Here is a 24,099-nt window from a genome sequence, read left to right on the forward strand (position 1 = left end):
AAGGGCGGCGGTGTTCATACCATCTCTCCCGCTTGCGGGAGAGGGGCCGGGGGAGAGGGTAGGCCTGTGCCTCGCGATATCCTCTCTTGCAAGGGACGCTCCTGCCCTCTCCCCCACCCCTCTCCCGCCAGGCGGGAGAGGGGTGCCGCGACCATACGGTGTCAGCTACGGCCGGCGCTAGGGCAACACCCCTGCCCTCAGGCCGCCACCTTCTTCATGATCTTCACCAGCTTGTGCCCGTACGCCGGATCGGTGGCATAGCCCGCGCGCTGCAGGCCATGCGCCGCCTCTTCAGCAGACGCCGCGCTGACCACGCCCGCGTAACGCGGGTTGTTCGTCAGCAGGCGGGCATAGTCGGCACAGGCCTCGTCATACGAGCCATAGGCACGGAACTTCGCCCGCACCTTCTGCGGCTGCCCGTCGACATATTCCGTGGTGGTGATCTCCGCCACGCGCCCCTTCCAGCTGGCGCCGGCCTTGATGCCGAAGACATTGAAGGTGGTAGAGCCGTCGGCGTGCGTGATCTCGCGCTGGCCCCAGCCGGATTCCAGCGCGGCCTGGCCTACGATCAGCCGCGCCGGCACGCCGCTGGCGCGCGCGGCGGCTTCCGCGGGTCCGGCCATGCGGGCGACAAAGGCGCTGACGTGGGCCGGCGCGTCGTCCGGCAGCCGTCCCAGCTTGTCCTCACCCTGGCCGCGGTCCGCGTACCACTGCGGCTGGTACTGGCGCAGGCCGGCCGTGGGATTCCAGTTCTGCCCCGGCACGATGGTACCGAGCGCCGGCAGGTCGGCCTGCTCGCCGGCGTCGGCCGGGACCGCCCCGGCGCCGCGGCTGTCGAGCAGCCTTGCCATCTCGGCATCGGCCGCCTTGCCTGACTCGGCCGGGCTCATGGCGCTCATGCCGGCCGGCATCGCCGTGCCCGTGGCACGCGCCAGCTGGCGCACCATCACATCGGCCAGGCCGATCCCGCGCGACGACATCTGCTGCGCAAGCTGCTGGTCCATCATCGACATATAGAGCTTGCTCTGCTCGTTGTCGAAGAGGCCGTCCTGCGGCGTGGCATCGCGCATGCTCTTGAGCACCATCTGCGTGAACACCGCCTCGAACTGCTTGGCGACGGCTTGCAGCGTATTGGCGTCGGCGCCGCCGCGCGCGCTGTGCTTGAGCGCCTCGAAGCCCTGCGTGTCCAGCGCGAAGCGCTGCGTCAGCTCCGCCGCCTGCGGGGGTCGTGCCGTGTTCATGGTCAGATCACTTCCAGCTCGGCACGCAGCGCCCCGGCCGCGCGCATGGCTTCCAGGATGGTCTGCAGGTCGGCCGGAGTTGCGCCCAGCGCGTTCAGCCCCTTGACCACGGCGGCCAGCGAGGCGCCCGCCTTGACGATCTGCAGCGAGCCGCCCTGCTGCTTCATGTCGATCTGCGACACCGGCGCCACCACCGTCCGCCCTTCGCTAAATGGCGCGGGCTGGCTGATCACGGGTTGCGTGTTGATCACCACCGACAGGTTGCCGTGCGCGACCGCACAGTCTTCCACGGTCACGGCCTGGTTCATCACGATGGAGCCGGTGCGGGCGTTCAGGATCACCTTGGCCGCGGCCTTGGCCGGGGTCACGTCGATGTTCTCTATGCGGGCCAGGAAGCCCACGCGCGCGGCCGCCGACGCCGGCGCACGCACCTGCACCACGCGCCCGTCCAGCGCCGCGGCAACGCCGCCGCCCATGGAGCGGTTGATGGCTTCCACCACGCGCTCGGCGGTGCCGAAATCGGTATCCTTCAGTTCCAGGTTGAGCACGCCGCCATCTGGCTGGAACGGCGCCACCGCGCGCTCCACGATCGCGCCGTTGGCGATGCGCCCCACCGCCAGCTGGTTGATCTGAACCTTGCTGCCGTTGGCCGACGCCCCCGCGCCGCCCACCAGCATATTGCCCTGGGCGATGGCATAGACCTGGCCGTCGGCGCCCTTGAGCGGGGTCATCAGCAGCGTGCCGCCGCGCAGGCTCTTGGCATTGCCCATCGACGACACCACGATGTCCAGCTGGCTGCCGGGCTGCGCGAACGCGGGCAGCGAGGCGGTCACCATCACCGCCGCCACGTTCTTGAGCTGCATGTTCTTGCCGGCCGGCAGCGTGATCCCCAGCTGCGAGAGCATGTTGGTCAGGCTCTGCGTGGTGAACGGCGTCTGCATGGTCTGGTCGCCGGTGTTGTCCAGGCCGACCACCAGGCCGTAGCCCACCAGCGGGTTCTCGCGCACGCCCTGGAACGTGGCCAGGTTCTTCAGGCGTTCGGCCTTGGCAACGGTGGCAAAGGCTCCGAAGGCCACGCCCAGCGCCAGGCTGATCACGCTCAGGCGCAGCAGGCGGGACAGAAAACGGGCGAGCATGGGAGCGGACATGGCGCGGTCAGAACGGAGAAACATTGAGGAAGAAGCGCTGCAGCCAGCCCATGTTCTGCGCTTCGTCGATCACGCCCTTGGCGGTGTATTCGATGCGCGCATCGGCGACCTGCGTCGACAGCACGGCGTTGTCGCCGGTGATCGTGCGCGGATTGACCACGCCGGAGAAGCGGATGAACTCGGCGCCCTGGTTGATGGCCATCTGCTTTTCGCCGGAGACCACCAGGTTGCCGTTGGTCAGCACCTCCAGCACGGTCACGGTGATGGTGCCGTTGAAGGTATTGGCCGCGCTGGCGCCGCCGCTGGCCTTCATGGTGTTGGCGCCGTTGATGCTGGCGTTGCTGCTGCTGTTGAACAGGCCGCTGAGCGCGCGCGGCACGGCGTCGAACGCCAGCGCGGTGTTGCCGGTGCGGCTGGCATTGGTGCCGGAATTCTTGCTGGCGTTGACGTTCTCCGTGATCAGGATCGTCAGGATGTCGCCCACATTGCGCGGACGCCGGTCCTCGAACAGCGGGTTGCCGGCGTAGGACGACTGGTAGATCGAGCCGGAAGCCGGGCCCATCGGCCGCGGCTCTGCGCGCGCGGTGGTGGGCAGTTGCACCAGCGGCTCGCGCGGCATCAGCGCGCAGCCGCCGCTGGCCAGCATTGCCACGCCGGCCAGGCAAACCAGCGCATGCGCGCCTAGGCGGGAAAGCAAGGTGGCCATGTTCACACCAATCAACCCAGTTGCGACAGGCGCTGCAGCATCTGGTCGGATGCCTGCACGGCCTTGCTGTTGATCTCATACGCGCGCTGCGTCTGGATCATGCTGACCAGTTCTTCCACCACGTTCACGTTGGACGCTTCCACGTAGTTCTGCTGCACCACGCCAGCGCCGTTCAGGCCCGGCACGGTGGTGTTGGGCGCGCCCGAGGCATCGGTCTGCACGTACAGGTTCTCGCCCATGCTTTCCAGGCCGGCTGGGTTCATGAAGGTGGCCAGCTGCAGCTGCCCCACCTGCACGTTGGCGCTGGAGCCCGGCTGCGTCACCGACACGGTGCCGTCGCGCGCGATGGTCATCGACAGCGTATTGGCCGGAATGGTGATGGCGGGCTGGATCACGAAGCCGCTGGAGGTCACCAGCTGGCCGTTCTGGTCCACCTGGAACGAGCCGTCGCGCGTGTATGCGGTGGTGCCGTCGGGCAGCGCCACCTGGAAGAAGCCCTGGCCCAGGATGGCCACGTCCTTGGCATTGCCGGTCTGCTGCGGGTTGCCCTGGGTGTGGATGCGCTCGGTGGCCACGGGGCGCACGCCGGTGCCCAGCTGCATGCCGGAAGGCAGCGTGGTCTGGTCCGACGACAGCGCGCCGGGCTGGCGGATGGTCTGGTACATCAGTTCCTCGAACACCGCGCGGCCGCGCTTGAAGCCGTTGGTCGACACGTTGGCCAGGTTGTTCGAGATCACGTCCATCTGCGTCTGCTGCGCATCGAGGCCGGTCTTGGCAATCCAGAGAGAGCGGATCATGGTGGTCCTTGCGTTGGTCCTGGCACGGCGCGCCGTGCCGGTCAGTCATTCAGGTCAGTTGGTCGAGAGCAGCTGGTTGGCGCGCTGCTCGTTGCCGTCGGCGCCCTGGATCATCTTCATCTGCATCTCGAAGCGGCGGGCATTGGCAATCATCTCGACCATGGCTTCGGTCGGGTTGACGTTGCTGCCTTCCAGAGCGCCCGAGATCACGCGCACAGTGGGATCGGCCTCCAGCGGCTGGGCGCCGGGGCGCAGGCGGAACAGGCCGTCATCGCCGCGCGCGATGGCGTCGTTGGGCGGGTTGACCACGCGCAGCCGGCCCACCGGCGCCAGGCCGGCGGAGGCTTCGCCGGGGCCGCGCGCGGTGATGGTGCCGTCGGTGCCGATGGTTACCTGCGAGCCTGGCGGCACCGCCAGCGGACCGCCGTCGCCCATCACCGGCAGGCCGGAGATGGTCTGCACCTGGCCGTCCTGCGCCACCTGCAGCGCGCCGGCACGGGTGTAGGCCTCGGTGCCGTCCGGTGCCTGCACCACCAGCCAGCCATTGCCCTGCAGCGCTACATCCAGCGTGCGGCCGGTGTAGGTCAGCGGACCGGCGCGCATGTCGGCGCCGGGGGTCGAGGCCAGCGTAAAGGCGCGCGTCCCCGCCTCCGGCCCCACCACCGGCACCGCGCGGTACAGGTTGACCTGCGCGCGGAAGGCCGGCGTGGAGACGTTGGCGAGGTTGTTCGATACCGCCGCTTGCTGGTCGAGTATCTGCTTGGCGCCCGACAGGGCAGTGTAGATCATGCGGTCCATGGCGGCGGCTCAGCTCAGCGTGGCGGTCACAGGTTGACCAGGGTCTGCATGACCGTGTCCTGCGCCTTGATGGTCTGCGCATTGGCCTGGTAGTTGCGCTGCGCAACGATCAGGTTGACCAGCTGGCCGGACAGGTCCACGTTGGAAGCTTCCACCGCATTGGAGCGCAGCGTGCCCATGCTGCCGCCGGCCGTACCGACCAGCGCCTGGCCGGAGGCACCGGTGGCCGACCACACGTTGTCGCCCTCCGGCTTCAGGCCTTCGACGTTGCCGAATGCGGCCATCACGATCTGGCCGAGCGGCTTGGTCTGCTCGTTGGAATAGCTGCCGGTGATGGTGCCGTCGCCATTGACCGAGAAGCCCAGCAGGCTGCCCGAGGTGTAGCCGTTCTGGCTGAGCTGCTTGACGTCGTTGTCGGCGCCGAACTGGGTGGTGCCGGTCAGGTCCAGCGCCATCGTCATGGCCTGCGCGCCGTTGGCGGCCGGCTGGGTCAGGGTCACGGCATTGGCCGCGGGCGACTTCAGCGCGCCGGCGTTGTCGAACGCGAGCGTGAGCGGTGCGCCGCCGACCGGGTTGCCGTTGACGTCGGTGACATACATCTTCCAGTCAGTGCCGCCGCCAACAGTGGGCGCGCCCCCTGACTTGGCGAAGTACGCCATCAGCTGCTGCTTGTTGCCCAGCGAGTCATAGACGTTGATCGCCGTGCTGTAGTTGAACATGCTGCTGTCGGGCGCGGGCGTCGTCGCCGGCGGCACGGCTGCCGTCGGGAACGGGTTGGCCGGCACCTTGCTGCGCGAATCCAGCTGGAACTTGGCCGTGATGTTGCTGGTGGCCTTGGGCTCCATCTGCGCGTTGCTGACCACCAGCGGCTGCGGCTGCACACCGGCACCGCCGGCCACGCCGGCGGGATAGCCGGTCACCTGCAGGCCCTGCATATTGGTGATGCGGCCGTCTTCCTGGCGCTGGAACTGGCCGTTGCGCGAGTAGTAGACCGCGCCTTCCGGGCTGGTCAGGCGGAAGAAGCCGTTGCCGTTGGTGATGGCCACGTCCAGCGCACGCCCGGAGGCTTCGATATTGCCCTGGTTGAAGGACTGCACCACCGAGTTCACGCGCACGCCCAGGCCGATCTTGGTGCCCGCGTAGATGTCGGCAAACTGCGCGGCCGATTGCTTGTAGCCAACCGTGTTGGCATTGGCGATGTTGTTGCCAATCACGTCCAGATTGGACGCGGCGGCGTTCAGGCCGCTTACCCCTTGACCGAAACCCATGATTGCTTCCTTTTGACTAGGCTGTCATTGAAGCCGGCCGGCGCCTGTGCGCTGCCGGCACCTGCGTTTTAGAGAATGCGCCGTACGTCGTCGACGTTCGCGGTCTGTCCGTCGCCCAGGTCCACCAGCACGCCGCTGGCGTCGCCGCTGATGCTCTGGACCTTGCCGTAGACCAGCGCCACCGGCTGCACCGAGGTGCCGTTGGCGGTGGCGGTCACCTTGAAGGTGTAGTCGCCGTCGGCCACGGCCGCGCCGGCGTTGTTCTTGCCGTCCCATGCGACGTTGTGCACGCCCGCGGTCTGCCCCTTCATGTCGATGGTGCGCACCACGTTGCCGTCCTTGTCGAGCACGTCGACGGTGACCGCATCCGCGGTCGACGGTAGGTCCAGGCCAAACTTGCCCGGTACGCCGCCTGCCACCGACACCTGCTTGCCCGGCACCATCACGGTATGGCCGATCAGCGCCGCGGAGTCCATGGCGCGGCTGGCGCTGACCTGCGACAGCAACTGCGACAGGGTGGCGTTCATGGTCTGCATGCCGCTGACCGTGCTGATCTGCGCCAGCTGCGAGGTCAGCTGCGCGTTGTCCATCGGGTTGAGCGGGTCCTGGTTGTTCATCTGCGTGACGAGCATGGTCAGGAAGTTGTTCTGCAGCTCGGACGCACTGGCGCTGCCGCTCTTGAGGGCATCGTTGATACCCTGGGTGTTGCTGTTGCTGCCTACCGCGGAGGTGGTTGTCATGTCGGTTCGTTGTCTGCGTGCGGGTGGAGGCGTTGCCGATACAGGCCGGGGCTTGTCACTGGCCGATCGTCAGCGTCTTGAGCATCATGTTCTTGGCGGTGTTGAGCACTTCCACGTTGGCCTGGTAGGAGCGCGAGGCCGAGATCATGTTGACCATCTCTTCCACCGGGTTGACGTTGGGCATCACCACATAGCCCTGGGCATTGGCCATGGGGTGCGTAGGGTTGTGCACCATGCGCGGCGGCGACGGGTCTTCCGACACGCCTCGCACCTGCACGCCGCCGATGTCCGTCTGCCCCGGCGTGGGCGCCATGCCGAACACGACCTGCTTGGCGCGATAGGCCTGGCCGTCGGGGCTGACCACGCTGTCGGCATTGGCCAGGTTGGAGGCGGTCACGTTCATGCGCTGCGACTGCGCGGCCATGGCCGAGCCCGCGACGTCGAAGATGTTCATTGCCGGCATGCGCTCTCTCCCTTACTGCTCGATTTATTGCTGGATCGCGGCCAGCATGGTCTTGATCTTCGAATTCATCACCGTCAGGCCGGACTCGAAGTGCACGGCGTTGTCGGCAAAGGCCACGCGCTCGGTATCCATTTCCACGGTGTTGCCGTCGACGCTGGACTGCAGCGGGATGCGGTAGGCCAGGTCGAATTCCTCGCGCCCCGGGGCCTGCGCGGGCAGATGGCGTATCGAGGTGGTGGACAGCGACATGCCTTCATTGCGGTGGCCGCGTTCGACGCTCTGCGCCAGCGTGCTGGAAAAATCAAAGTCGCGCGCCTTGTAGCCGGGCGTGTCCGCGTGCGCGATGTTGGAGGCAATCACCGACTGCCGCTGGTTGCGCAGGCTCAGCGCTTCCTGCTGGAAACGTAGTGCCGCGTCGAGTCTGTCAATCATCTGGCATCTCCCTGCTCACATGAACGGAGCGAACGACCTTCTTCAGGGTTGCCATCTTAGGCGGCGACCTGTCACGCCAATCGGATGAATAAGGACGGGAAATCCATGCATTTCGGCCTGCCCTCGCGCGAGGGGCTGCCTACAATGGGACCCCGATGACAGATGTAAACGGGCGCGCGGCCAGTCACGGGGCGGTGCGCCAGGCATGCCATCCATGCCGTGCCGTCCTTGCCGGGAAGTCCAGATGAAACAGAATCGCCGCAACGCCCGCAGCCTGGCGCAAGCCCTGCTGGCGGCCTGCCTGCTTGGGCCGGCCGCCGCCGGTGCCGCGCCGGCGCAGGTCATGCCCGTCGCCATGCAGGCGCCGGCCGCGCACGGCCAGCAGCAGGCTGCTTATGCAGGCAACCCCGCTGCCAGCCCCTTTGCCGAAGACCCCGCGCGCGTTGCCGTCGAACGCTTCCTGCTGCAGCAGACCGCCGGCCTGCCGGGCAAGGTCAGCGTGCAGGTGGCGCCGCCTTCGGGCGGCCGCGCGCCGGATTGCCTTGCGCCCGACCCGTTCCTGCCCGCCGGCACGTCGACGTGGGGCCGCGTCTCCGTCGGCGTGCGCTGCGGCGGCGAGCGGCCGTGGGTGCGCTACATGCAGGCGCGCGTGTCGGTGCTGACTGATTACTACGTCGCCGCACGCGCGCTGGGCCCGGGCGAGCCGGTCAGCCAGGCCGATATCGAAGTCCGCCAGGGCGACCTGGGCACGCTGCCACGCGCGGTGATCACCGATCCGGCGCAGCTTGCCGGCGCGGTCACCGCCAACCGTATTGCCGCGGGCTCGCCGATACGCGCCGACCTGCTGCGCAAGGCCATCGCCGTGCGCCAGGGCCAGACCGTCACCGTGGCCGTGGAGGGCGATGCCTTCCAGATCACCAGCGAAGGCAAGGTGCTGGCCGATGCCGCCACCGGCAACACCGTGCAGGTACGCCTGCGCAGCGGCCAGGTGGTCAACGGGCTGGTACGCAGCGGCGACACCGTGGTGCTGCAGTAGCCCACCGTAAGTGCCTTGATCGTGGCCAAAAGACTGGAAACCCGTGGCAAGCGGCATGCGAAAATGCCGCCGAAACCGCTGCGCGGCGAAATCGGGGCGAGCGCCCTAAAGAATTCGCCGGCGCGACCGTAATGCCATAGGAAACCAGCAAGGAACGCCCCGTGAAGATCAACCACACCGCCTCGTCCCGGCCCGCCGACGCCCCCGCGGGCGACGCCGCCGCCCGGCCCCAGGCCGCGCCGGCCAGCGCCGCGGCGCCGTCCGCCGGCCTGAGCGTCAGCCCGCTGGCCGCCCAGGTACGCGACATCAGCGCCCGCCTGATGCAGCCCACGGACGACGATATCGACACCGCCAAGGTCGAAGAGATCCGCCAGGCCATCGCCGAGGGCCGGATCAGGATCGACCCGGGCAAGATTGCCGACGGCCTGCTCGCGACCCTGCGCGAGCTTGGCCAGGCCGAACCCCGCTAGCCCAAATGAACCAGAGCCTGATCCAGTCCCTGCAGCGCGAAACCGAAGGCATCCAGGCCTTCGGCCAACTCCTCGCCGAAGAGCGCGACGCCCTCAAGCGGGGCGACTTCCAGTCCCTGAGCGGACTGCTGACGCGCAAGGTTGAACTGGGCCAGGCCCTGTCCCGCCAGCTCAAGGCCCGCGAAGCCCAGATGGGCACGCTGGGCCTGCGCGCCGGCCCCGAAGGCCAGCTGCTCGGCCGCCAGGTCGACCCGGCCGTGGCCGACGCCTGGCGCCAGCTGATCTTCGCCGCCCGCACCGCGCGCGACGGCAACGCCCTGAACGGCGCCGTCGTCAACGCCCACCTCGACTTCACCCGCGAAGCCATCCAGGCGCTGCGCCAGCATAGTGGCGGGGATGCGGGGTTGTATGGGAAGGATGGGAAGGCTGCGGCTGGAGCGGGTGGGGTGAGTCTGGCAGCGGGTTGAAGCTCTCGCCTGATGTTCCGTTCTTTCCTACCGAAACCCCACCACCAACTCATTGCTGCGCCCCTGCAGCACCGGCACCAGGCTACCCTGCCCCGGCACCCGGAACGCGAATACAAAGCCCTTGGTGGCATCATCCCCGAAGAACGCATCGGTCTTGCCTTCCGCCTGCGGCAGCAGCACGCAGCGCTGGGCATTGCAGAGATAGGCTTGCAGTTCCAGGGGTGGGGTTTTGGCGAAGCTGTAGCGCCAGCGCACCGACGTGATGACCCCTTCTGACTGCGGCAAGACGCCGATGGGCAGGATCGGCGGCGACACAGCACGCTGTCCGCGGCCGTAGAGTGCCGGCCCGTTGACCGATCCGGTCCAGGCGTGGCGGGTGCCGCCCTCGATGGCGGCCCAGGCGCAGGCCGATACGGCAGCCAGCAGGCAGCAAGCGCCGCGCGCGGCGCGGCCCATCCTCTGCATCACAGCAAGCCGCGCAACTGGTTGCGCAGCCGCGTGATCGCCTGGCCGCGGATCTGGCACACGCGCGACTCGGTCACATCGAGCACCGCGCCGATCTCGCGCAGGTTCAGCTCCTGGTCGTAGCACAGCGACAGCACCAGCTTCTCGCGCTCGGGCAGCCGGTCGATGGCGCGGATCAGCGCCTCGCGCATGCCGCTTTCCATCAGCACGGTCAGCGGGTTGCCGTCATCGCTGCCGCCAAGGTGCCGGTCCAGGAAGTCTTCTTCGCCGGAGCGCTCGAAATCCTCGTAGTGCAGTAGCTGGCAACCATAGACCTCATTGAGCAGCAACTGGTATTCGTCCAGCGCCATCTCCATGGCCTCGGCCACTTCGGAGTCGACCGGCGCGCGCCCGAGCTTCTGCTCCAGCCCTCGCTGCGTGCGCTCGATGCGCCGGGTGAACTGGCGCAGGCTGCGCGACTGCCAGTCGTTGGCGCGCACCTCGTCAAGCATGGCGCCGCGGATGCGCTGGCTGGCATAGGTCTCAAAGCGCGCGCCGTGGGTGTCTTCATAGCGCTTGGCGGCATCCAGCAGGCCGATCATGCCGGCCTGGATCAGGTCGTCGATCTGCACGCTGGCAGGCAGCCTGGCGGCCAGTTGCAGAGCGATGCGGCGCACCAGCTGTGCATGCGCCTTGACCACATCGGCCTGTTCGAGCTTTCCCTGGATCGTGTACATGGTGCAATTCTCGTGAATGCTGGATTGCTGGACCGCCACAACGTGGGCGGGGGCTGGCTCAGGGTCTGGTTCGGTGAGATGGCATGACTGGCAGGCTCACGCCATTGCGGCTGCGGGCACGGGGGCGGACGCGTCCGCGCGCAGCGGCCAGGCGCCGATGCCGCCGGCGGTGCGGCGCAGCGCGGTGGTGGCCGGCGCCGCCGGAAACGCCTCGACCACGCAGCGCCCCAGTTGCACGCCGCGCGCCACTAGCGGGTCGGATGGCAACCAGCCCGCGCACAACGCCTCGACGCCCAGGTACTGGCTGGCCGTGCGCGCTAGATTGCGCAGGATTGCCTGCACCGTGGCCTCGCTCGCCGCCATGTTGACGATCAGGTGGAACTGGCGCCAGGCATACAGGTGATGCAGGCGCTTGATGCAGGCGTAGGCGGCGGTGATCGACGCGAGCTCAGGCCGCATTACGATCAGCACATTGTGCGCGCCGCCCGCGAGCGGCGACAGCGCGCCGTCGGCATCGACGCCGGCATCCACCAGCACGCTGCGAAAGCCACTCGCGGCAGCAGCCGACAAGGCGCTGCCCGGCACAGGCCGGCCAGCCGGCAGTACCGACAGCACGCCACCGGGACCGGTGCCTGCAGCAGCTTCCAGCGGCAGGCGGCCTGCGCTGACATCGGCCAGGGTGCCGGCGGGCCTGGCGCCGGACAGCCGCGTGGCGCGCGCCGCGGCAGCGTCTTCGTCGACCAGCAGCACGCGTTCGCCCTGCATGGCCAGCGCGTGCGATAAGCCCAGGGCCACGGTGGTCGCGCCGGCACCGCCTTCGCTGGCGACCACGGCGATACGGCGCGTCGTGCGCGGCGCCAGCATCCGGCGCAGGCTCTCGGCCTGGTCCATGGCGAGGGCGCTCACTGCAGGACCTCCATGGCTTCAGCGGACACGGCGGTGCCGCGGCCCGGATAGTTTTCCAGCACGTCGAGCAATGCCAGCATGCGGCCCATGCCTTCATTGAGCACCGTGCCCGGCACCGGCGCGCCCTGGCGCGCCGTGCGGCCAGCCAGGCGCGCGAGGAAGGCGGGCGCGGCCGCGGTCGGCGCGTGTTCCAGGCGCAGCACCGAGAGGCCCAGTTGCAGCGCGGCCAGCGCGGCGCCGGCGGCGTGGCCGCTTTCGGCGTCCTGGGCGAAGTGGTCGATGGCGTGGCGCAGCGTGCGCAGGCGCGCATCGGCTGCGTCGGTCCACAAGGCCCAGCGCGCCACCTGCGCGGCCTCCTGCGCCAGCGCCGGGTCGCACAGCAGGTAACGGGTATCCAGCAGTTCGCCGGTGGCGCGGTCGGCCAGGCGGGCCACCACCAGGCAGGCATCGATGCCGCCTTCGGGGGTGCCCTTGCCGCGCACCGGGCTGTCCGGTACGCGCACTTCGGCGCTGGCCAGCCAGCGCACGGCTTCACGCTCGCGCACGGTGTCCTCGCCGACGGCGTGGAAGGTCAGCGTGTCGGCCAGCGCATCGAGCTTCCAGGCGGCGCCGGCGCTGACTACGCGCGCGGTCTTGCGAGCGCTGGCCACCCAGCGCTCGCCGGCCTGCTGCCAGCGTGCCAGCATGGCGGCGGACGGTATGGCATCAATCAGGTTGACCACCTTGCGCGCGGCGCTCATGGCGGCGCGCAGGCTGGCGGCATCGGACTCGGCTTCGCCCAGCGGTTGGCCGGCACGGCCGGTCGAGGTCACGGTGGCGGCCAGCGGCATGCCGTCGCGGTCGGCGAACCACAGCGTGTGCTGCATCGGCTGCGGCGTGCGGCGGCCGGGCACGGCCACTTGCAGCGTGGCGGCGCTGGCCAGCACGTATTGCTCGCACTGGCGGGTCACGTCGCGGCAGACCGCTTCGCGCACCTGCTGCGACATGGCGCGCAGGGCCGGGGCGTCGGCGCCGCGCTGTTGCCACAGCGAGCGGGCCAGGTCGAGGCCCAGGCCCGCGCCATTGAGTTCTGCCACGCACTGGCTCAGCGCGTCCGCGCTGTCGCTCAGCGAGCGCAGCACCTCGTCGGCGCCGCCACGCGCGGGCACCTCGTCATCGGTGCCGGCGCTGCGCCGGCGTGCGGCGTCCGCATCGGCAAATACCGAACCGCGGCGCGGCGTCAGGAAGGCGCGCTCCACCAGCGCGGTGCTGTTGGCCAGCTCAAGGTGCTCGGGCACGCGCTGGCCGGTGGAGGCGTAGAACACCGGCAGGCGATGGCGGATCACCACGTCCAGCACCGAGCCCAGGTGGGTGGCTTCGTCCAGCTTGCTGATGATGCAGCCGTCGATGCCGCCGCCATCGGGCGCGGCGTCATGGCGGTAGGCATGCACCACTTCATTGAGGGTATCGCCGTGGCTGGCGCCGTTGAGCAGCAGCACGCGCTGCACCGGCGCGGGCACGCCGGCCAGCATGGCGATCTGTTCCGACAGGCTGCGGTCGCGCTGGCTCATGCCGACGGTGTCGATGATCACCAGGTGCTTGTCCTTCATCGCCGCCAACGCGAAGCGCAGGTCGGCGGCATCCTTCACCGCATGCACCGGCACGCCGAGGATGTCGCCGTAGATGCGCAGCTGTTCGTGCGCGCCGATACGGAAGCTGTCGGTGGTCAGCAGCGCCAGCTTGTCGGCACCGTGGCGCAGCACGAAGCGCGCCGCCAGCTTGGCCGTGGTGGTGGTCTTGCCCACGCCGGTGGGGCCCACCAGCGCCAGCACGCCGCCTTGCGCGAACAGGCTGTCCTCGTCGCCCAGCACCGGCAGCTTGCTGGCCAGTTCGGTGCGGATCCAGCCCATGGCCGCGGGGCGGTCGTAGCCCAGTGGCAGCCGCGCCAGCAGCGTGCGCGCCAGTTGCCCGGAGAAGCCGGCGCCGACCATCCATTCAAACAGGGATTCGCGCAGCGGGTCGCTGGCGGCCACGCCGTGCGCTGCCGCGCTTGCAACCGCGCTTGGGGCAGGGTTGATCCCGGCCAGCTGGCGCTCCAGCATCGCGCGCATCGATTGCAGCTCACCGCGCAGGTCGCTGATGGCGGCGGGCTCAACCACCGGCGCGGGTGGCACGTAGACCTGCGCCGTGGCCTGCACGCTGCCCAGATCCGTATCGCGCATGGCGACAATCTCCACGCCGCCCTCGATGGTGCGGTTGGACAGCACCACGGCGTCCGGACCCATGGCTTCGCGCACCTGGCGCATGGCTTCGCGGCCGTTGGCCGCGACAAACTTGGCTACGCTCATCTATGACTCCTCACGCGCCGATCATGGCGGTGATGCGGATATTGCGGTTGTCCGGCACCTCGGCATGCGACAGCACCCTCAGCTGCGGCATGGTGCGCCGCAGGAAGCGCGCCATCAGCGGGCGCAGCTGCGACGGCACCAGCAGCACCGGGTCCATGCCCATCTGTTCCTGGCGCGTGACCGCGCCCTGGGTCTGCTGCAGCAACGCATCGGCCAGGCCCGGCTCGATCCCGCCACCATTGGTCAGAGCCTGCGACAGCACGCGCTCCAGGCCGGCATCCAGGCCGATCACCTGCAGGTCGGCGTTGTTCGGGAACAGCTGCTGCGTGATGGCGCGGCCCAGCGCCACGCGCACCATCGCGGTCAGCTCGTTCGGGTCGCTGATCTTGGGCGCATGCTCGGCCACCACATCCAGGATGGTGCGCATGTCACGGATGGGCACGCCTTCGTCCAGCAGGTTCTGCAGGATCTTCTGCAGCGCGGTCAGCGAAATGGCCTTCGGCACCAGGTCTTCGGTCAGCTTGGGCGAGTCCTTGGCGATGCGGTCCAGCAGCGCCTGCACTTCCTGGCGGCCCAGCAGCTCGGCGGCGTGCATGTGGATCAGGTGGTTCAGGTGCGTGGCCACCACCGTGCTGGCATCGACCACGGTATAGCCGTAGGACTGCGCCTGCTCCTTGATGCCCGCGTCGATCCAGACGGCCGGCAGGCCGAAGGCGGGGTCGCGCGTGGCCGCGCCCGGCAGCGTGCCGCTGACCTGCCCGGGGTTGATCGCCATCCACTGCCCCGGCATGGCTTCGCCGCGGCCGATCTCCACGCCCTTGAGCGTGATGCGGTAGGCGTTGGGCTTGAGTTCCAGGTTGTCGCGGATATGCACCACCGGCACCAGGAAACCGATCTCCTGCGCCACCTTTTTGCGGATGCTCTTGATGCGGCCCAGCAGCTCACCGTCCTGCGCGCGGTCCACCAGCGTGATCAGGCGGTAGCCCACTTCCATGCCGAGCGGGTCGACTAGCGTGACGTCGTCCCAGCTGGCTTCAGTGGATTCCTGCGCCACCGCCGGGGTGCGCTCCTCGCGCCGCTTGACCTGCTCCTGCGTGGCGGCGCGGCGCGACATATAACGGCCCATCCACACCAGCACGCCCGCCAGCAGCAGGAAGGCAAAATGCGGCATGCCCGGGATGATGCCCATCAGGCCGATGATGCCCGCGGTCAGGTACAGCACGCGCGGGTTGGCGAAAAGCTGGCCGGTGAGCTGCTCGCCCACGTCCTGCTCGTTCGACACGCGCGACACGATCACGCCGGCGGCGGTGGAGATCACCAGCGCCGGGATCTGCGCCACCAGGCCGTCGCCGATGGTCAGCAGCGTGTAGTTGTGCACGGCGGTGCCGAAGTCCAGGTCGTGCTGCACCATGCCCACCACCATGCCGGCGGCAACGTTGATGAACATGATCAGCAGGCCCGCCACGGCATCGCCGCGCACGAATTTGCTGGCGCCGTCCATGGCGCCGTAGAAGTCGGACTCCTGCGCCACTTCGGCGCGGCGCTTCTTGGCGGCGGCTTCGTCGATCAGGCCGGCGTTCAGGTCGGCATCGATCGACATCTGCTTGCCGGGCATCGAATCCAGCATAAAGCGCGCGCCCACTTCGGCGATACGGCCCGCACCCTTGGTGATCACCATGAAGTTGATCACCACCAGGATCGCGAACACCACGATGCCGACTGCGAAGTTGCCGCCCACCAGGAAGTGGCCGAATGCCTCCACCACCTTGCCGGCAGCGTCCGGGCCGGTATGGCCTTCGAGCAGCACCACGCGCGTGGACGCCACGTTCAGCGACAGGCGCAGCAGCGTGGTGAACAGCAGCACCGCCGGGAAGGCGGCAAAGTCCAGCGGCTTCTGCGTGTACATGCTGACCAGCAGCACCATGATCGCCAGCGCGATATTGAAGGTGAACAGGAGGTCCAGCACAAAGGCCGGCAGCGGCAGGATCATCATCCCCAGGATCATGATGATCAGCAGCGGACCGGTCATGGCCTTGAGCTGGCCGGCGGAGCGCAGGCCGGGCAGGTTGAACAGGTTGCTCAGAGCGTTCATTCGCGCATTTCCGGTACGGCGAGTTCATCGGGCACCGGCAGGTCCGCGGGCGCCTGCGGCTGCGGGCCCTGCGAGTAGTGCCAGTGCTTCAGTTGATAGACCCAGGCCAGCACTTCGGCCACGGCGGTATAGAGTCCGGCGGGGATTTCCTGGCCCAGCTCCACGTGGCGGTGCAGCGCACGCGCCAGCGGCGGGGCCGACATCAGCGGCACGCGGTGCTCGGCGGCCAGCTCGCGGATGCGGGCGGCAATATCGCCGGTGCCCTTGGCCACCACGCGCGGCGCGCCCATGCGCCCTTCCTCATAGCGCAGCGCCACGGCAAAGTGGGTGGGGTTGGTCACCACCACGTCGGCCTTGGGCACTTCGGTCATCATGCGGCGGCGCGCCATGGCGCGCTGCTGCTGGCGGATGCGGCCCTTGATATGCGGGTCGCCCTCGCTTTCCTTGAATTCCTGCTTGACCTCTTCCTTGGTCATGCGCAGCTTCTTGAAGTACTCCCAGTACTGCCACGGCACGTCGATGGCCGCCACCACCAGCAGCGACAGCGACACCACCAGGCAGCAATTCATGACCAGGTCGACCATGTGCAGCAGTGCTTCCTGCACCGGCGCATTCATCAGCGCGATGGCCTCGGGCAGGCGCCGCCACAGCACCCAGGCGCCCACGCTGCCCACCAGCAGCGACTTGGCCACGGCCTTGAGCAGCTCCACCAGCGAATGCGCGGAGAACATCCGGCCCAGCCCCGCCAGCGGCGACAGGCGCGAGAACTGCGGCGCGAAGGACTTGCCCGAGAACACCCAGCCCCCCAGCAGCAACGGCGCTGCCAGCGCGGCAACGCCGAACAGGAACAGCAGCGGCAGGAAGGCCAGCAGGCTGTCCCACACCATCATGGAAAAGCGCGACAGCATGCGTGAGGTATCGAACGCCGTTGCCGGCTCGAATCGCAGCGCCCCCTGCATCACCTGGTTCAGGCTGCGGCCCAGATGGCCGCCCAGCGTCCACAGGCCGGTCACGCCGGCAATCAGCATGACGAACGTGGCGAGCTCGCGCGAACGCACCACCTGCCCCTCCTCGCGCGCCTTTTCCAGGCGCCGGGGTGAGGCGGGTTCGGTTTTCTCGAGGTCGCTTTCTTCGGACATCCATGCTCCGTGCGAAGCGGCAGGCCGCTATTCGTCAGCAGGGATTATCGAAGCGGGACAGCCTTCCCATTCATGGGAAAAGGCGGGGGAATTGGGTGTTGTTTGGGAAATCAGGGGCCTGGTGGCGTTAACGGCGCCTGATTGGGAGGACTTTAGGCGTGGATGGGGAGGCGGGCATCGGGAGATGCCCGCGCGAACTACGTCAGGCCGGTCCCCTCACAAAACCAGAGCCATGATAGTCAGTCCGTGCCGTACTTCGGCGACCGCGGCCCATACAGGATGCCGCCAGGCGTACCCGCCGAGAACAGTTGCTGGCTCGTCCTGCCGGCCACCCCATAGGCGGCATCCGACACGCTGCTGATCGCGTGCGCAATGGCCGTCCCGATCAGCGCTCCGATCAACCCACCGCCAGCGTTACCCGACTGATTGTTGGCAGCCGACGCCTGTCCGGTCCAGAGCGTCTTGCCCGTCCTCAGGTCCAGGAGCTTCGCTTCGGCGGCGACAACGGTTGTGCTGCTGACGACCTGGAACTTCGAACCATAGTCGGTCACGGTGATGTACAGCGCGGTGTCCGCGCCGAAGATTTCGCGCAGCTTCGCGGGCGCCACCGCGTGGATGTCGCCCGGTATCGTCAGCCCGTTCTGGCGAAAGGTCTCGTCAACCAGTGCGACCGGCAGCACGTAGTAGCCGGATTCCGCCAGCGGCTGTGTGGCCTGCGACAGCATGGCGTAAGTGGCCTTCACGTCCGGCGAGTTGTTCAGCGGCGGCAGCACCACAATCGAGCGGGGGTGGCTTTCCTTGAAGGCGGCGTAATCCACGTTCTTCGTCGGCGCGGCACAGCCGGCTGCCAGCATGGCGACGCCCAGCAGCATCAGGACGCGATGGAACAGCTTGCTCATTTCTTCTCTCCCTTGCGTTTGACGTTCTTCAGCAGGAAGTCCACATAGGCTCCCGACTCGGGAAACAGCGCCTTCTCGGTCTGGAATTCGCGGACCATTTCGTCATCCTTGCCGATATCGACATACAGCATGCCGAGGTGCGCGTGGTAGCCGGGCGGCGGGGTATTGCCGGCCGCCATGATTTTCTGCAGGTCGCGCTCCAGCACCTCGATCTGGGCTTGCTTCGGTTCGCCCTTGAAGTACTGGTAGACCTGCGGCTGGTAGCCTTCCCACTGATACAGGGGCTTGGCGGGAGCCGCGCAGCCTGTCAACAATGCGCTTGCGACCAGGGCAGGCACCGCCAGGCGCTGCGGCTGGAACAATGTCTTCACGATTTGTCCTTGACTGGGTTTTTGGAATCAGGGGGTGACGGGCTTCCAGGCGCCGCTTTCGATGCCGCTGACCAGATTGGTCACGGCTTCGCGCATGGCGAGGTCGAGCACCTTCCCGTTGAGCGTCGAGTCATAGCTGGACGTGCCGCCAAAGCCGACTACCTCCCGGCTCGACAGCGAGTACTCGCCCGCGCCCTGGGCGGTGAACACGACTTCCGAGGTCGCAATATTGACCACGTTGAGCGCGACCTTGGCATACGCCACCTGCGACTTGCCGCGGCCCAGGATGCCGAACAGTTGCTGGTCGCCGGTTTCCTTGCGGCCGAACTCGGTCACGTCGCCGGTGATCACGTAGTCGGCCCCCTTCAAGCGCTGAGCCTGGCTCTTGATGGCTGCCTCGCGCTTGATCTCGTCCATGTTGTCGCGGTCGAGCACATTGAAGCGGTTGGTCTGTTGCAGGTGCGTGATCAGCACGGTCTTGGCCTGGCCGCCCAGGCGGTCGACGCCGTCGGAGAACACGCCGCGCATGTAGCTCGAACGGTTGTCGAATTTACCGACCGAAATCGGCGTGCGGACGCCGGCGTAGGGACGGCTGGCGCTCTCGACCTTCTGCACCGGCAGCGCCGTGGACGATTCGGTGGCACAGCCGCCGAGCATGGCGAGTAGCCCGGCCGCGGCGACCAGGGATATGGCCGTCACTTTGTTCATGCGATCTTCTCCTTCAGTTGGGTCAACACTACATTCATGCTCTGGCACAGCAGCAAGTCGATACTCCGCCCCGTTCGGGCGGGTGACCGGGCAGCCGGGCGTCACCTCGCTGGTCAGTCTTCGACGGCGCGGGAGCGCAGACGATTCGGCGGCGCCCGCCAGAGGAGGCCAAGGCTAGCCACTGTACCCAGCCCAGTCTGGCGTCGGGATCGGAGGATTCCGAATCGGGTGGCGGACATTTCCGCAGTTCGTCGGGGCAATGTGGCAGCCAGTCCGAGCATGACCTAGGCCGTCGCGCACCCGCAATCCGGCGCCGCAAAGGGCTTCAGCCTAGCGCACGCGAGAAGCTCCACCTACACGCCATCACAATCGTTCACATTCCTTGGGCGCCCAGGGCGCCGGCCCGACAGGAGGTGGAGGTTGACGGCAGCGCCCCGCTGAGGGCGGGGCGCCGATAAACGAAATGCCTTGCCGCGAGGCACGCGCCTGCCCTCACGCCCTGCCCCTATCCCGCAGGCGGGAGAGGGGAGCAAACCGGCGGGAGAGCTCAGCTCACCAGGCTCTCAGAACCCCAGACTGGCCAACAGATCATCCACCTGCGCCTGGTCCGAAACCACGTCCGGCTTGCCCTCCGGACTGATCTGCGGCCCGTTCAGCAGCGTGGCGGCCGGCGCTTCCACGCGGCGCTCGGACGGCACGTTGTCGATCAGCACCTGCAGCAGCTCCTGCTCCAGCGCGCGGATCATGTCCATCATCTTCTTGATGACCTGGCCGGTCAGGTCCTGGAAGTCCTGCGCCATCATGATGTCGAGCAGATGGCTGTTGGTGGCGCGGGCCTGGGCGGGCACCTCGGACAGGAAGGCGCGGGTGTCTAGCACCAGCGAACGGGCGTCGGCCAGCTCCACCGGCTGCTCGAACCAGGCGTCCCAGCGCTTGTCCAGGGTTTCGGCCTGCTGCTCGATACCGGACTGGATCGGCTGCGCCAGCTCGACCGCGTTGAGCGTGCGCTCGGCGGCCTGCTCGGTCATGGCGGCGATGTAGTTCAGCCGGTCGCGCGCATCGGGGATGGCCTGCGCGGCGCGTTCGATCTCCTTGTCCAGGCCGAGCTCGCGCATATTGTCGCGCAGCATCCGCGTCAGGTTGCCGATGCGCAGGATCAGTTGCTCGGCGGAATCATTGCTCAGGGTCGGGGTCATGGAAACGCGCCTCCGCCTCAGCCGCCGAGCTTCTCGAAGATCTTGGTGATCTTCTCGTCCAACGTGGCGGCCGTGAACGGCTTGACCACGTAGCCGTTGGCACCGGCCTGGGCCGCGGCGATGATGTTCTCTTTCTTGGCTTCGGCGGTCACCATCAGCACCGGGATCTTGCCGATACTGGCGTCGGCGCGGATCGCCTGCAGCATGGTCAGGCCGTCCATATTGGGCATGTTCCAGTCCGAGATCACGAACTGAAAGCTGCCATCCTTGGCCTTCTCCAGGCCGGCGGCGCCGTCCTCGGCTTCCTCGACGTTGACGAAACCCAGCTCTTTGAGCAGGTTGCGGATGATCCGGCGCATGGTCGGGAAATCATCCACGACCAGGATCTTGATGCTCTTGTCCACTTTGAGGGCTCCAGAAAATACAGTGTTGGCTTGTTGCCAGGACGAGCGCTGCGCGCCGGCATGCGCGCCCCGCTCGGCCCGATTTCGTTTACACCCGCTGCGCGCGCGTGCCGTATGTGGCCAGGCGTGCCATCACGCGCTGGGTCATCGCCGGCAAGGGCACGACTTCATGCACGCCGCCGGTGGCGATCGCCTCCTTCGGCATGCCAAACACAATGCATGTGTGCTCGTCCTGGGCCAGGTTGTAGGCACCGGCCTCGCGCATGCGCAGCATGCCGCGCGCGCCGTCCTTGCCCATGCCGGTCAGAATCACGCCGATCACGTTCTTGCCGCCATGCTGCGCGGCCGAATCGAACAGCACGTCGACCGACGGGCGGTGGCGGTTGACCGGCGCTTCCTGCGACAGGTGCGCGACATAGTTGGCGCCGCTGCGCGCGAGCAGCAGGTGCGAATCGCCCGGCGCGATGTACGCATGGCCGGGCAGCACGCGCTCGCCGTGCACGGCTTCCTTGACCGTGATGCGGCACAGGCCATCCAGCCGCTGCGCGAACGAGCGCGTGAAGCCGGCCGGCATATGCTGGACGATCATCACCGCGGGGCTGTCGGGCGGCAGCGGCATCAGGAATTCCTTGATGGCCTCGGTGCCGCCGGTGGAGGCGCCCAGGATGATCAGCTTTTCGGTCGACAGCAGCGGGCTGCGCAGCATCGGCACGGGCTCGGCGCCGGCCGCTGTCGGCGCGGCTGGCTGCGCGGCCGCGCGCACGCGGGCGCGCGACGCGGCGCGCAGCTTGTCGGCGATGGTGTGGGTGTATTCCAGCAGCCCGTCGCGGATGCCCAGCTTGGGCTTGGTGACAAAGTCCACCGCGCCCAGCTCCAGCGCGCGCATGGTGATCTCCGAACCGCGCTCGGTCAGCGACGACACCATCAGCACCGGCATCGGCCGCAGCCGCATCAGGCGCTCCAGGAAGTCCAGGCCGTCCATGCGCGGCATTTCGACGTCCAGCGTCAGCACATCCGGGTTCAGGCGCTTGATCAGGTCGCGCGCCACCAGCGGATCGGGCGCGGTGCCGACCACTTCCATGTCGGGCTGGCTGTTGATGATCTCCGTCATCAGGCTGCGGATCAGCGCGGAATCGTCCACGCAGAGCACCTTGATCTTGGCGGCAGTCATGATTGATCGTGCTTGGTTTGGTTTCAGGGAAGCTGGCGCGCAAAGGACTGCCGCGCAAACAGTTCAGGCGATTGCGCCGGCGCCCGGGCCGAGGTGGCAATGGCGCGGGCCAGGGCGCGCTCGTCGCGCGCCACCGAAACCTGGTCGTCCTGCCGCGTCAGGCGGCGTACCAGCGCCAGCCCGCCGACCGGGAAGTAGCTGACACGGCGCGCATGCGGGCCGCGCAGGTCCTGCGCCGCAACGCGGATCTCCTCGGTCTTCAGGTAGCGCAGCACGAAGTCCGCGTTGCGGTCGCCGATATTCAGCGTGGTCATATTGGCCAGCACCGCCCCGCCGCCGAAGACCTTGGCCTCCAGCCGCTCGCGGCGCGCGCCCATCTTGAGCAGTTCGTTGATCAGCACTTCCAGCGCATAGCTGCCGTAGCGCATCGACGCCGACAGCATGCGGTCGGCGCTGCCGTCGTCATCGGGCAGCATGAAGTGGTTCATGCCGCCCACGCCGGCGCTCTCGTCGCGGATGCAGGCCGCCACGCACGAGCCCAGCACGGTGGTCAGCACCACGTCCTCGCGGGTCACGTAGTACTCGTTGGGCAACAGCTTGATGGCCTGCTTGCCGAACTCGCGGTCGAAATATGTGCGCGTGGCAAGGGCTTCGGGCAGATGGGGCGTGCGCATCACGGCCTTCCCGCCCTGGCCGCATCCGGCGCCAGTTCATAAACGGTCTGCCCGCGCAGCTGGAAGGCGCGCGTGACATAAGAGAAGTTCTCCGAGTGGCCGGCAAAGAGCAGCCCGTGCGGCTTGAGCAGCGGCACGAAGCGCTCCAGGATGCGTCCCTGGGTCGGCTTGTCGAAGTAGATCATCACGTTGCGGCAGAAGATGGCGTCGAACTGCTCGCGCATGCCCCAGTCGGGCGCGAGCAGGTTCAGCGGCTCGAACGCGATGGTGGCGGCCAGCTCCGGCTTGACCTTGACCGAACCGGTGCGCGGCCCGGTGCCCTTCAGGAAGAAGCGCTTGAGCCGTTCCGGCGACAGCCGCGCGACCTGCTCCGCGGAATACACGCCGCCGCGGGCCTTGGCCAGCACCTGGGTGTCGATGTCAGTGGCCAGCACCGTGCCGGCACGGTCGCCCAGCGCTTCGGCCAGCGTGATGGCGATCGAGTACGGCTCCTCGCCGGTGGACGCGGCCGAGCACCAGACGCTGTAGGGGCGCCCGGTCTTCCTGGCATGCTCGGCCAGCAGCGGGAAGTGATGGGCCTCGCGGAAGAACGAGGTCAGGTTGGTGGTCAGCGCATTGGTGAAGAACTCCCACTCCGACGAGCGGTCGTCCGCGTCCAGCAGCGCCAGGTACGAGGCGAAGTCCGACAGCTGCAGCGCGCGCAGCCGGCGCACCAGCCGGCTGTAGACCATCTCGCGCTTATGGCTGCCCAGCGAGATGCCCGCGCGCCGGTGGATCAGCGCGCGGATTTTCTCGAAGTCGCGTTCGGTCAGCAGGAAGTCGCGTGCATCGTCGCGCCGCAGGATGGCGCCCGGCGCAAGGACCGACCCGGTCTGGCCGGGAACGCTGGCGGCGGTGCGGAACGGCGTCATGGGATGTGCTTCAGTGGTGCGTGCGCTGGGTCAGGCCAGCTCGGCCTCGACCAGCGCCATCTCCGCGCTGGTCATCAGGCGTTCGATATCGATCAGCACCAGCATGCGGCCGTCGATGGTGCCCAGCCCGGTCAGGTGCTCGGTTGAGATCGACACGCCGAACTCCGGCGCGGGCTTGATCGCATCGCCCGTCAGCGTCAGCACGTCGGACACGCCATCCACCACGATGCCGACCACGCGGCCGGCCACGTTCAGGATGATGACCACGGTCTGGTGGTCGTAGCGCACGTTGCCCAGGCGGAACTTCAGGCGCAGGTCGACGATCGGCACGATCACGCCGCGCAGGTTGGTCACGCCCTTGATGAAGTCCGGCGCGCTGGAGATGCGGGTCACGGTCTCGTAGCTGCGGATCTCCTGCACCTTGAGGATGTCGATGCCGTATTCCTCCGACCCCAGCGTGAAGACCAGGAACTCCTGGCCCGAAGCGTCGCTTCCGGGGGTATCGATGTGTCCGATGCCGGCCATGATGTCTCGTTCTCCTGTGTTTGGACGAT

At 67.9% G+C, this 24,099-nt stretch carries 27 protein-coding genes; 3 read left to right on the forward strand and 24 right to left on the reverse strand.

The window, feature by feature from the left end; translation table 11 throughout:
- Positions 1–197: 197 nt before the first annotated feature.
- The 9 genes from flgJ to flgB form a co-directional block, all read right to left on the reverse strand.
- Positions 198–1,241: a flagellar assembly peptidoglycan hydrolase FlgJ gene (gene flgJ / locus AC3WL8_RS01180; RefSeq protein WP_211979576.1), complete on the reverse strand. Its 1,044-nt coding sequence runs from the start codon at positions 1,239–1,241 to the stop codon at positions 198–200.
- A 2-nt stretch (positions 1,242–1,243) separates the two neighbouring features.
- Positions 1,244–2,413: a flagellar basal body P-ring protein FlgI gene (locus tag AC3WL8_RS01185; protein ID WP_013951962.1), complete on the reverse strand. Its 1,170-nt coding sequence runs from the start codon at positions 2,411–2,413 to the stop codon at positions 1,244–1,246.
- A complete protein-coding gene (gene flgH, locus AC3WL8_RS01190) occupies positions 2,397–3,095 on the reverse strand; it encodes a flagellar basal body L-ring protein FlgH (protein ID WP_153954580.1) in 699 nt (232 codons plus the stop codon). The genes AC3WL8_RS01185 and flgH overlap by 17 nt, the downstream gene beginning before the upstream one ends.
- 11 nt (positions 3,096–3,106) lie before the next feature.
- The gene (gene flgG / locus AC3WL8_RS01195; RefSeq protein WP_010812663.1) at positions 3,107–3,892 is read right to left on the reverse strand and encodes a flagellar basal-body rod protein FlgG; all 786 of its coding nucleotides are present in this window, start codon (positions 3,890–3,892) and stop codon (positions 3,107–3,109) included.
- Between the two features lie 54 nt (positions 3,893–3,946).
- Positions 3,947–4,690 (reverse strand): flagellar basal body rod protein FlgF, encoded by a 744-nt coding sequence (locus tag AC3WL8_RS01200; protein WP_013951960.1) that lies wholly within the window; start codon positions 4,688–4,690, stop codon positions 3,947–3,949.
- A 26-nt stretch (positions 4,691–4,716) separates the two neighbouring features.
- Positions 4,717–5,958 carry a flagellar hook protein FlgE gene (gene flgE, locus AC3WL8_RS01205; RefSeq protein ID WP_013951959.1) on the reverse strand — a complete coding sequence of 414 codons (1,242 nt, stop codon included), beginning with the start codon at positions 5,956–5,958 and terminating at the stop codon, positions 4,717–4,719.
- A gap of 68 nt (positions 5,959–6,026) precedes the next feature.
- Positions 6,027–6,698 carry a flagellar hook assembly protein FlgD gene (gene flgD, locus AC3WL8_RS01210; RefSeq protein ID WP_013951958.1) on the reverse strand — a complete coding sequence of 224 codons (672 nt, stop codon included), beginning with the start codon at positions 6,696–6,698 and terminating at the stop codon, positions 6,027–6,029.
- A gap of 55 nt (positions 6,699–6,753) precedes the next feature.
- Complete coding sequence (gene flgC / locus AC3WL8_RS01215; protein WP_010812667.1) at positions 6,754–7,161, reverse strand: flagellar basal body rod protein FlgC; 408 nt, start codon at positions 7,159–7,161, stop codon at positions 6,754–6,756.
- A gap of 24 nt (positions 7,162–7,185) precedes the next feature.
- A complete protein-coding gene (gene flgB / locus AC3WL8_RS01220; protein WP_013951957.1) occupies positions 7,186–7,593 on the reverse strand; it encodes a flagellar basal body rod protein FlgB in 408 nt (135 codons plus the stop codon).
- Positions 7,594–7,837: 244 nt separating this feature from the next.
- On the opposite strand from flgB, the gene flgA reads away from it, so the two are divergent.
- The 3 genes from flgA (at position 7,838) to AC3WL8_RS01235 (ending at position 9,566) form a co-directional block, all read left to right on the forward strand.
- A complete protein-coding gene (flgA, locus tag AC3WL8_RS01225; RefSeq protein ID WP_492377770.1) occupies positions 7,838–8,629 on the forward strand; it encodes a flagellar basal body P-ring formation chaperone FlgA in 792 nt (263 codons plus the stop codon).
- A gap of 161 nt (positions 8,630–8,790) precedes the next feature.
- Positions 8,791–9,099, forward strand: a complete 309-nt coding sequence (gene flgM / locus AC3WL8_RS01230) for a flagellar biosynthesis anti-sigma factor FlgM (RefSeq protein ID WP_013951955.1) — start codon at positions 8,791–8,793, stop codon at positions 9,097–9,099.
- A 5-nt stretch (positions 9,100–9,104) separates the two neighbouring features.
- On the forward strand, positions 9,105–9,566 hold the full coding sequence (locus AC3WL8_RS01235) for a flagellar protein FlgN (RefSeq protein WP_013951954.1): 462 nt from the start codon (positions 9,105–9,107) through the stop codon (positions 9,564–9,566).
- Between the two features lie 27 nt (positions 9,567–9,593).
- Here the strand turns inward: AC3WL8_RS01235 and AC3WL8_RS01240 are convergent, their stop codons facing one another.
- The 15 genes from AC3WL8_RS01240 to AC3WL8_RS01310 form a co-directional block, all read right to left on the reverse strand.
- Entirely contained in the window at positions 9,594–10,031 is a 438-nt protein-coding gene (locus AC3WL8_RS01240) for a flagellar protein FlhE (protein ID WP_041228771.1), read from the reverse strand.
- On the reverse strand, positions 10,031–10,747 hold the full coding sequence (locus AC3WL8_RS01245; RefSeq protein WP_013951952.1) for an RNA polymerase sigma factor FliA: 717 nt from the start codon (positions 10,745–10,747) through the stop codon (positions 10,031–10,033). Before AC3WL8_RS01245 ends, AC3WL8_RS01240 begins: the two co-directional genes overlap by 1 nt.
- 96 nt (positions 10,748–10,843) lie before the next feature.
- Complete coding sequence (locus AC3WL8_RS01250; protein ID WP_492377795.1) at positions 10,844–11,638, reverse strand: MinD/ParA family ATP-binding protein; 795 nt, start codon at positions 11,636–11,638, stop codon at positions 10,844–10,846.
- A gap of 11 nt (positions 11,639–11,649) precedes the next feature.
- Positions 11,650–13,980, reverse strand: a complete 2,331-nt coding sequence (gene flhF, locus AC3WL8_RS01255) for a flagellar biosynthesis GTPase FlhF (RefSeq protein WP_492377771.1) — start codon at positions 13,978–13,980, stop codon at positions 11,650–11,652.
- 10 nt (positions 13,981–13,990) lie between these two features.
- The gene (gene flhA, locus AC3WL8_RS01260; RefSeq protein ID WP_492377772.1) at positions 13,991–16,072 is read right to left on the reverse strand and encodes a flagellar biosynthesis protein FlhA; all 2,082 of its coding nucleotides are present in this window, start codon (positions 16,070–16,072) and stop codon (positions 13,991–13,993) included.
- Positions 16,069–17,211 carry a flagellar biosynthesis protein FlhB gene (flhB, locus tag AC3WL8_RS01265; RefSeq protein ID WP_013951948.1) on the reverse strand — a complete coding sequence of 381 codons (1,143 nt, stop codon included), beginning with the start codon at positions 17,209–17,211 and terminating at the stop codon, positions 16,069–16,071. Before flhB ends, flhA begins: the two co-directional genes overlap by 4 nt.
- Positions 17,212–17,450: 239 nt before the next feature.
- Complete coding sequence (locus AC3WL8_RS01270; RefSeq protein ID WP_492377773.1) at positions 17,451–18,110, reverse strand: DUF799 domain-containing protein; 660 nt, start codon at positions 18,108–18,110, stop codon at positions 17,451–17,453.
- Complete coding sequence (locus tag AC3WL8_RS01275) at positions 18,107–18,481, reverse strand: DUF4810 domain-containing protein (RefSeq protein WP_211979570.1); 375 nt, start codon at positions 18,479–18,481, stop codon at positions 18,107–18,109. Before AC3WL8_RS01275 ends, AC3WL8_RS01270 begins: the two co-directional genes overlap by 4 nt.
- Positions 18,482–18,508: 27 nt before the next feature.
- Positions 18,509–19,189, reverse strand: a complete 681-nt coding sequence (locus AC3WL8_RS01280; RefSeq protein ID WP_211979569.1) for a CsgG/HfaB family protein — start codon at positions 19,187–19,189, stop codon at positions 18,509–18,511.
- Positions 19,190–19,752: 563 nt separating this feature from the next.
- Positions 19,753–20,385, reverse strand: a complete 633-nt coding sequence (gene cheZ / locus AC3WL8_RS01285; protein WP_013951944.1) for a protein phosphatase CheZ — start codon at positions 20,383–20,385, stop codon at positions 19,753–19,755.
- 17 nt (positions 20,386–20,402) lie between these two features.
- A complete protein-coding gene (gene cheY, locus AC3WL8_RS01290) occupies positions 20,403–20,789 on the reverse strand; it encodes a chemotaxis response regulator CheY (RefSeq protein WP_492377774.1) in 387 nt (128 codons plus the stop codon).
- Between the two features lie 88 nt (positions 20,790–20,877).
- Positions 20,878–21,960, reverse strand: coding sequence for a protein-glutamate methylesterase/protein-glutamine glutaminase (locus tag AC3WL8_RS01295; protein WP_013951943.1), 1,083 nt, complete (start codon positions 21,958–21,960; stop codon positions 20,878–20,880).
- Between the two features lie 23 nt (positions 21,961–21,983).
- Entirely contained in the window at positions 21,984–22,634 is a 651-nt protein-coding gene (gene cheD, locus AC3WL8_RS01300; RefSeq protein WP_013951942.1) for a chemoreceptor glutamine deamidase CheD, read from the reverse strand.
- A complete protein-coding gene (locus AC3WL8_RS01305; RefSeq protein WP_492377775.1) occupies positions 22,634–23,545 on the reverse strand; it encodes a CheR family methyltransferase in 912 nt (303 codons plus the stop codon). The genes cheD and AC3WL8_RS01305 overlap by 1 nt, the downstream gene beginning before the upstream one ends.
- A gap of 30 nt (positions 23,546–23,575) precedes the next feature.
- Complete coding sequence (locus AC3WL8_RS01310) at positions 23,576–24,070, reverse strand: chemotaxis protein CheW (protein WP_010812708.1); 495 nt, start codon at positions 24,068–24,070, stop codon at positions 23,576–23,578.
- Positions 24,071–24,099: the final 29 nt, after the last annotated feature.

This window comes from Cupriavidus sp. FW305-F7 (assembly GCF_058782875.1).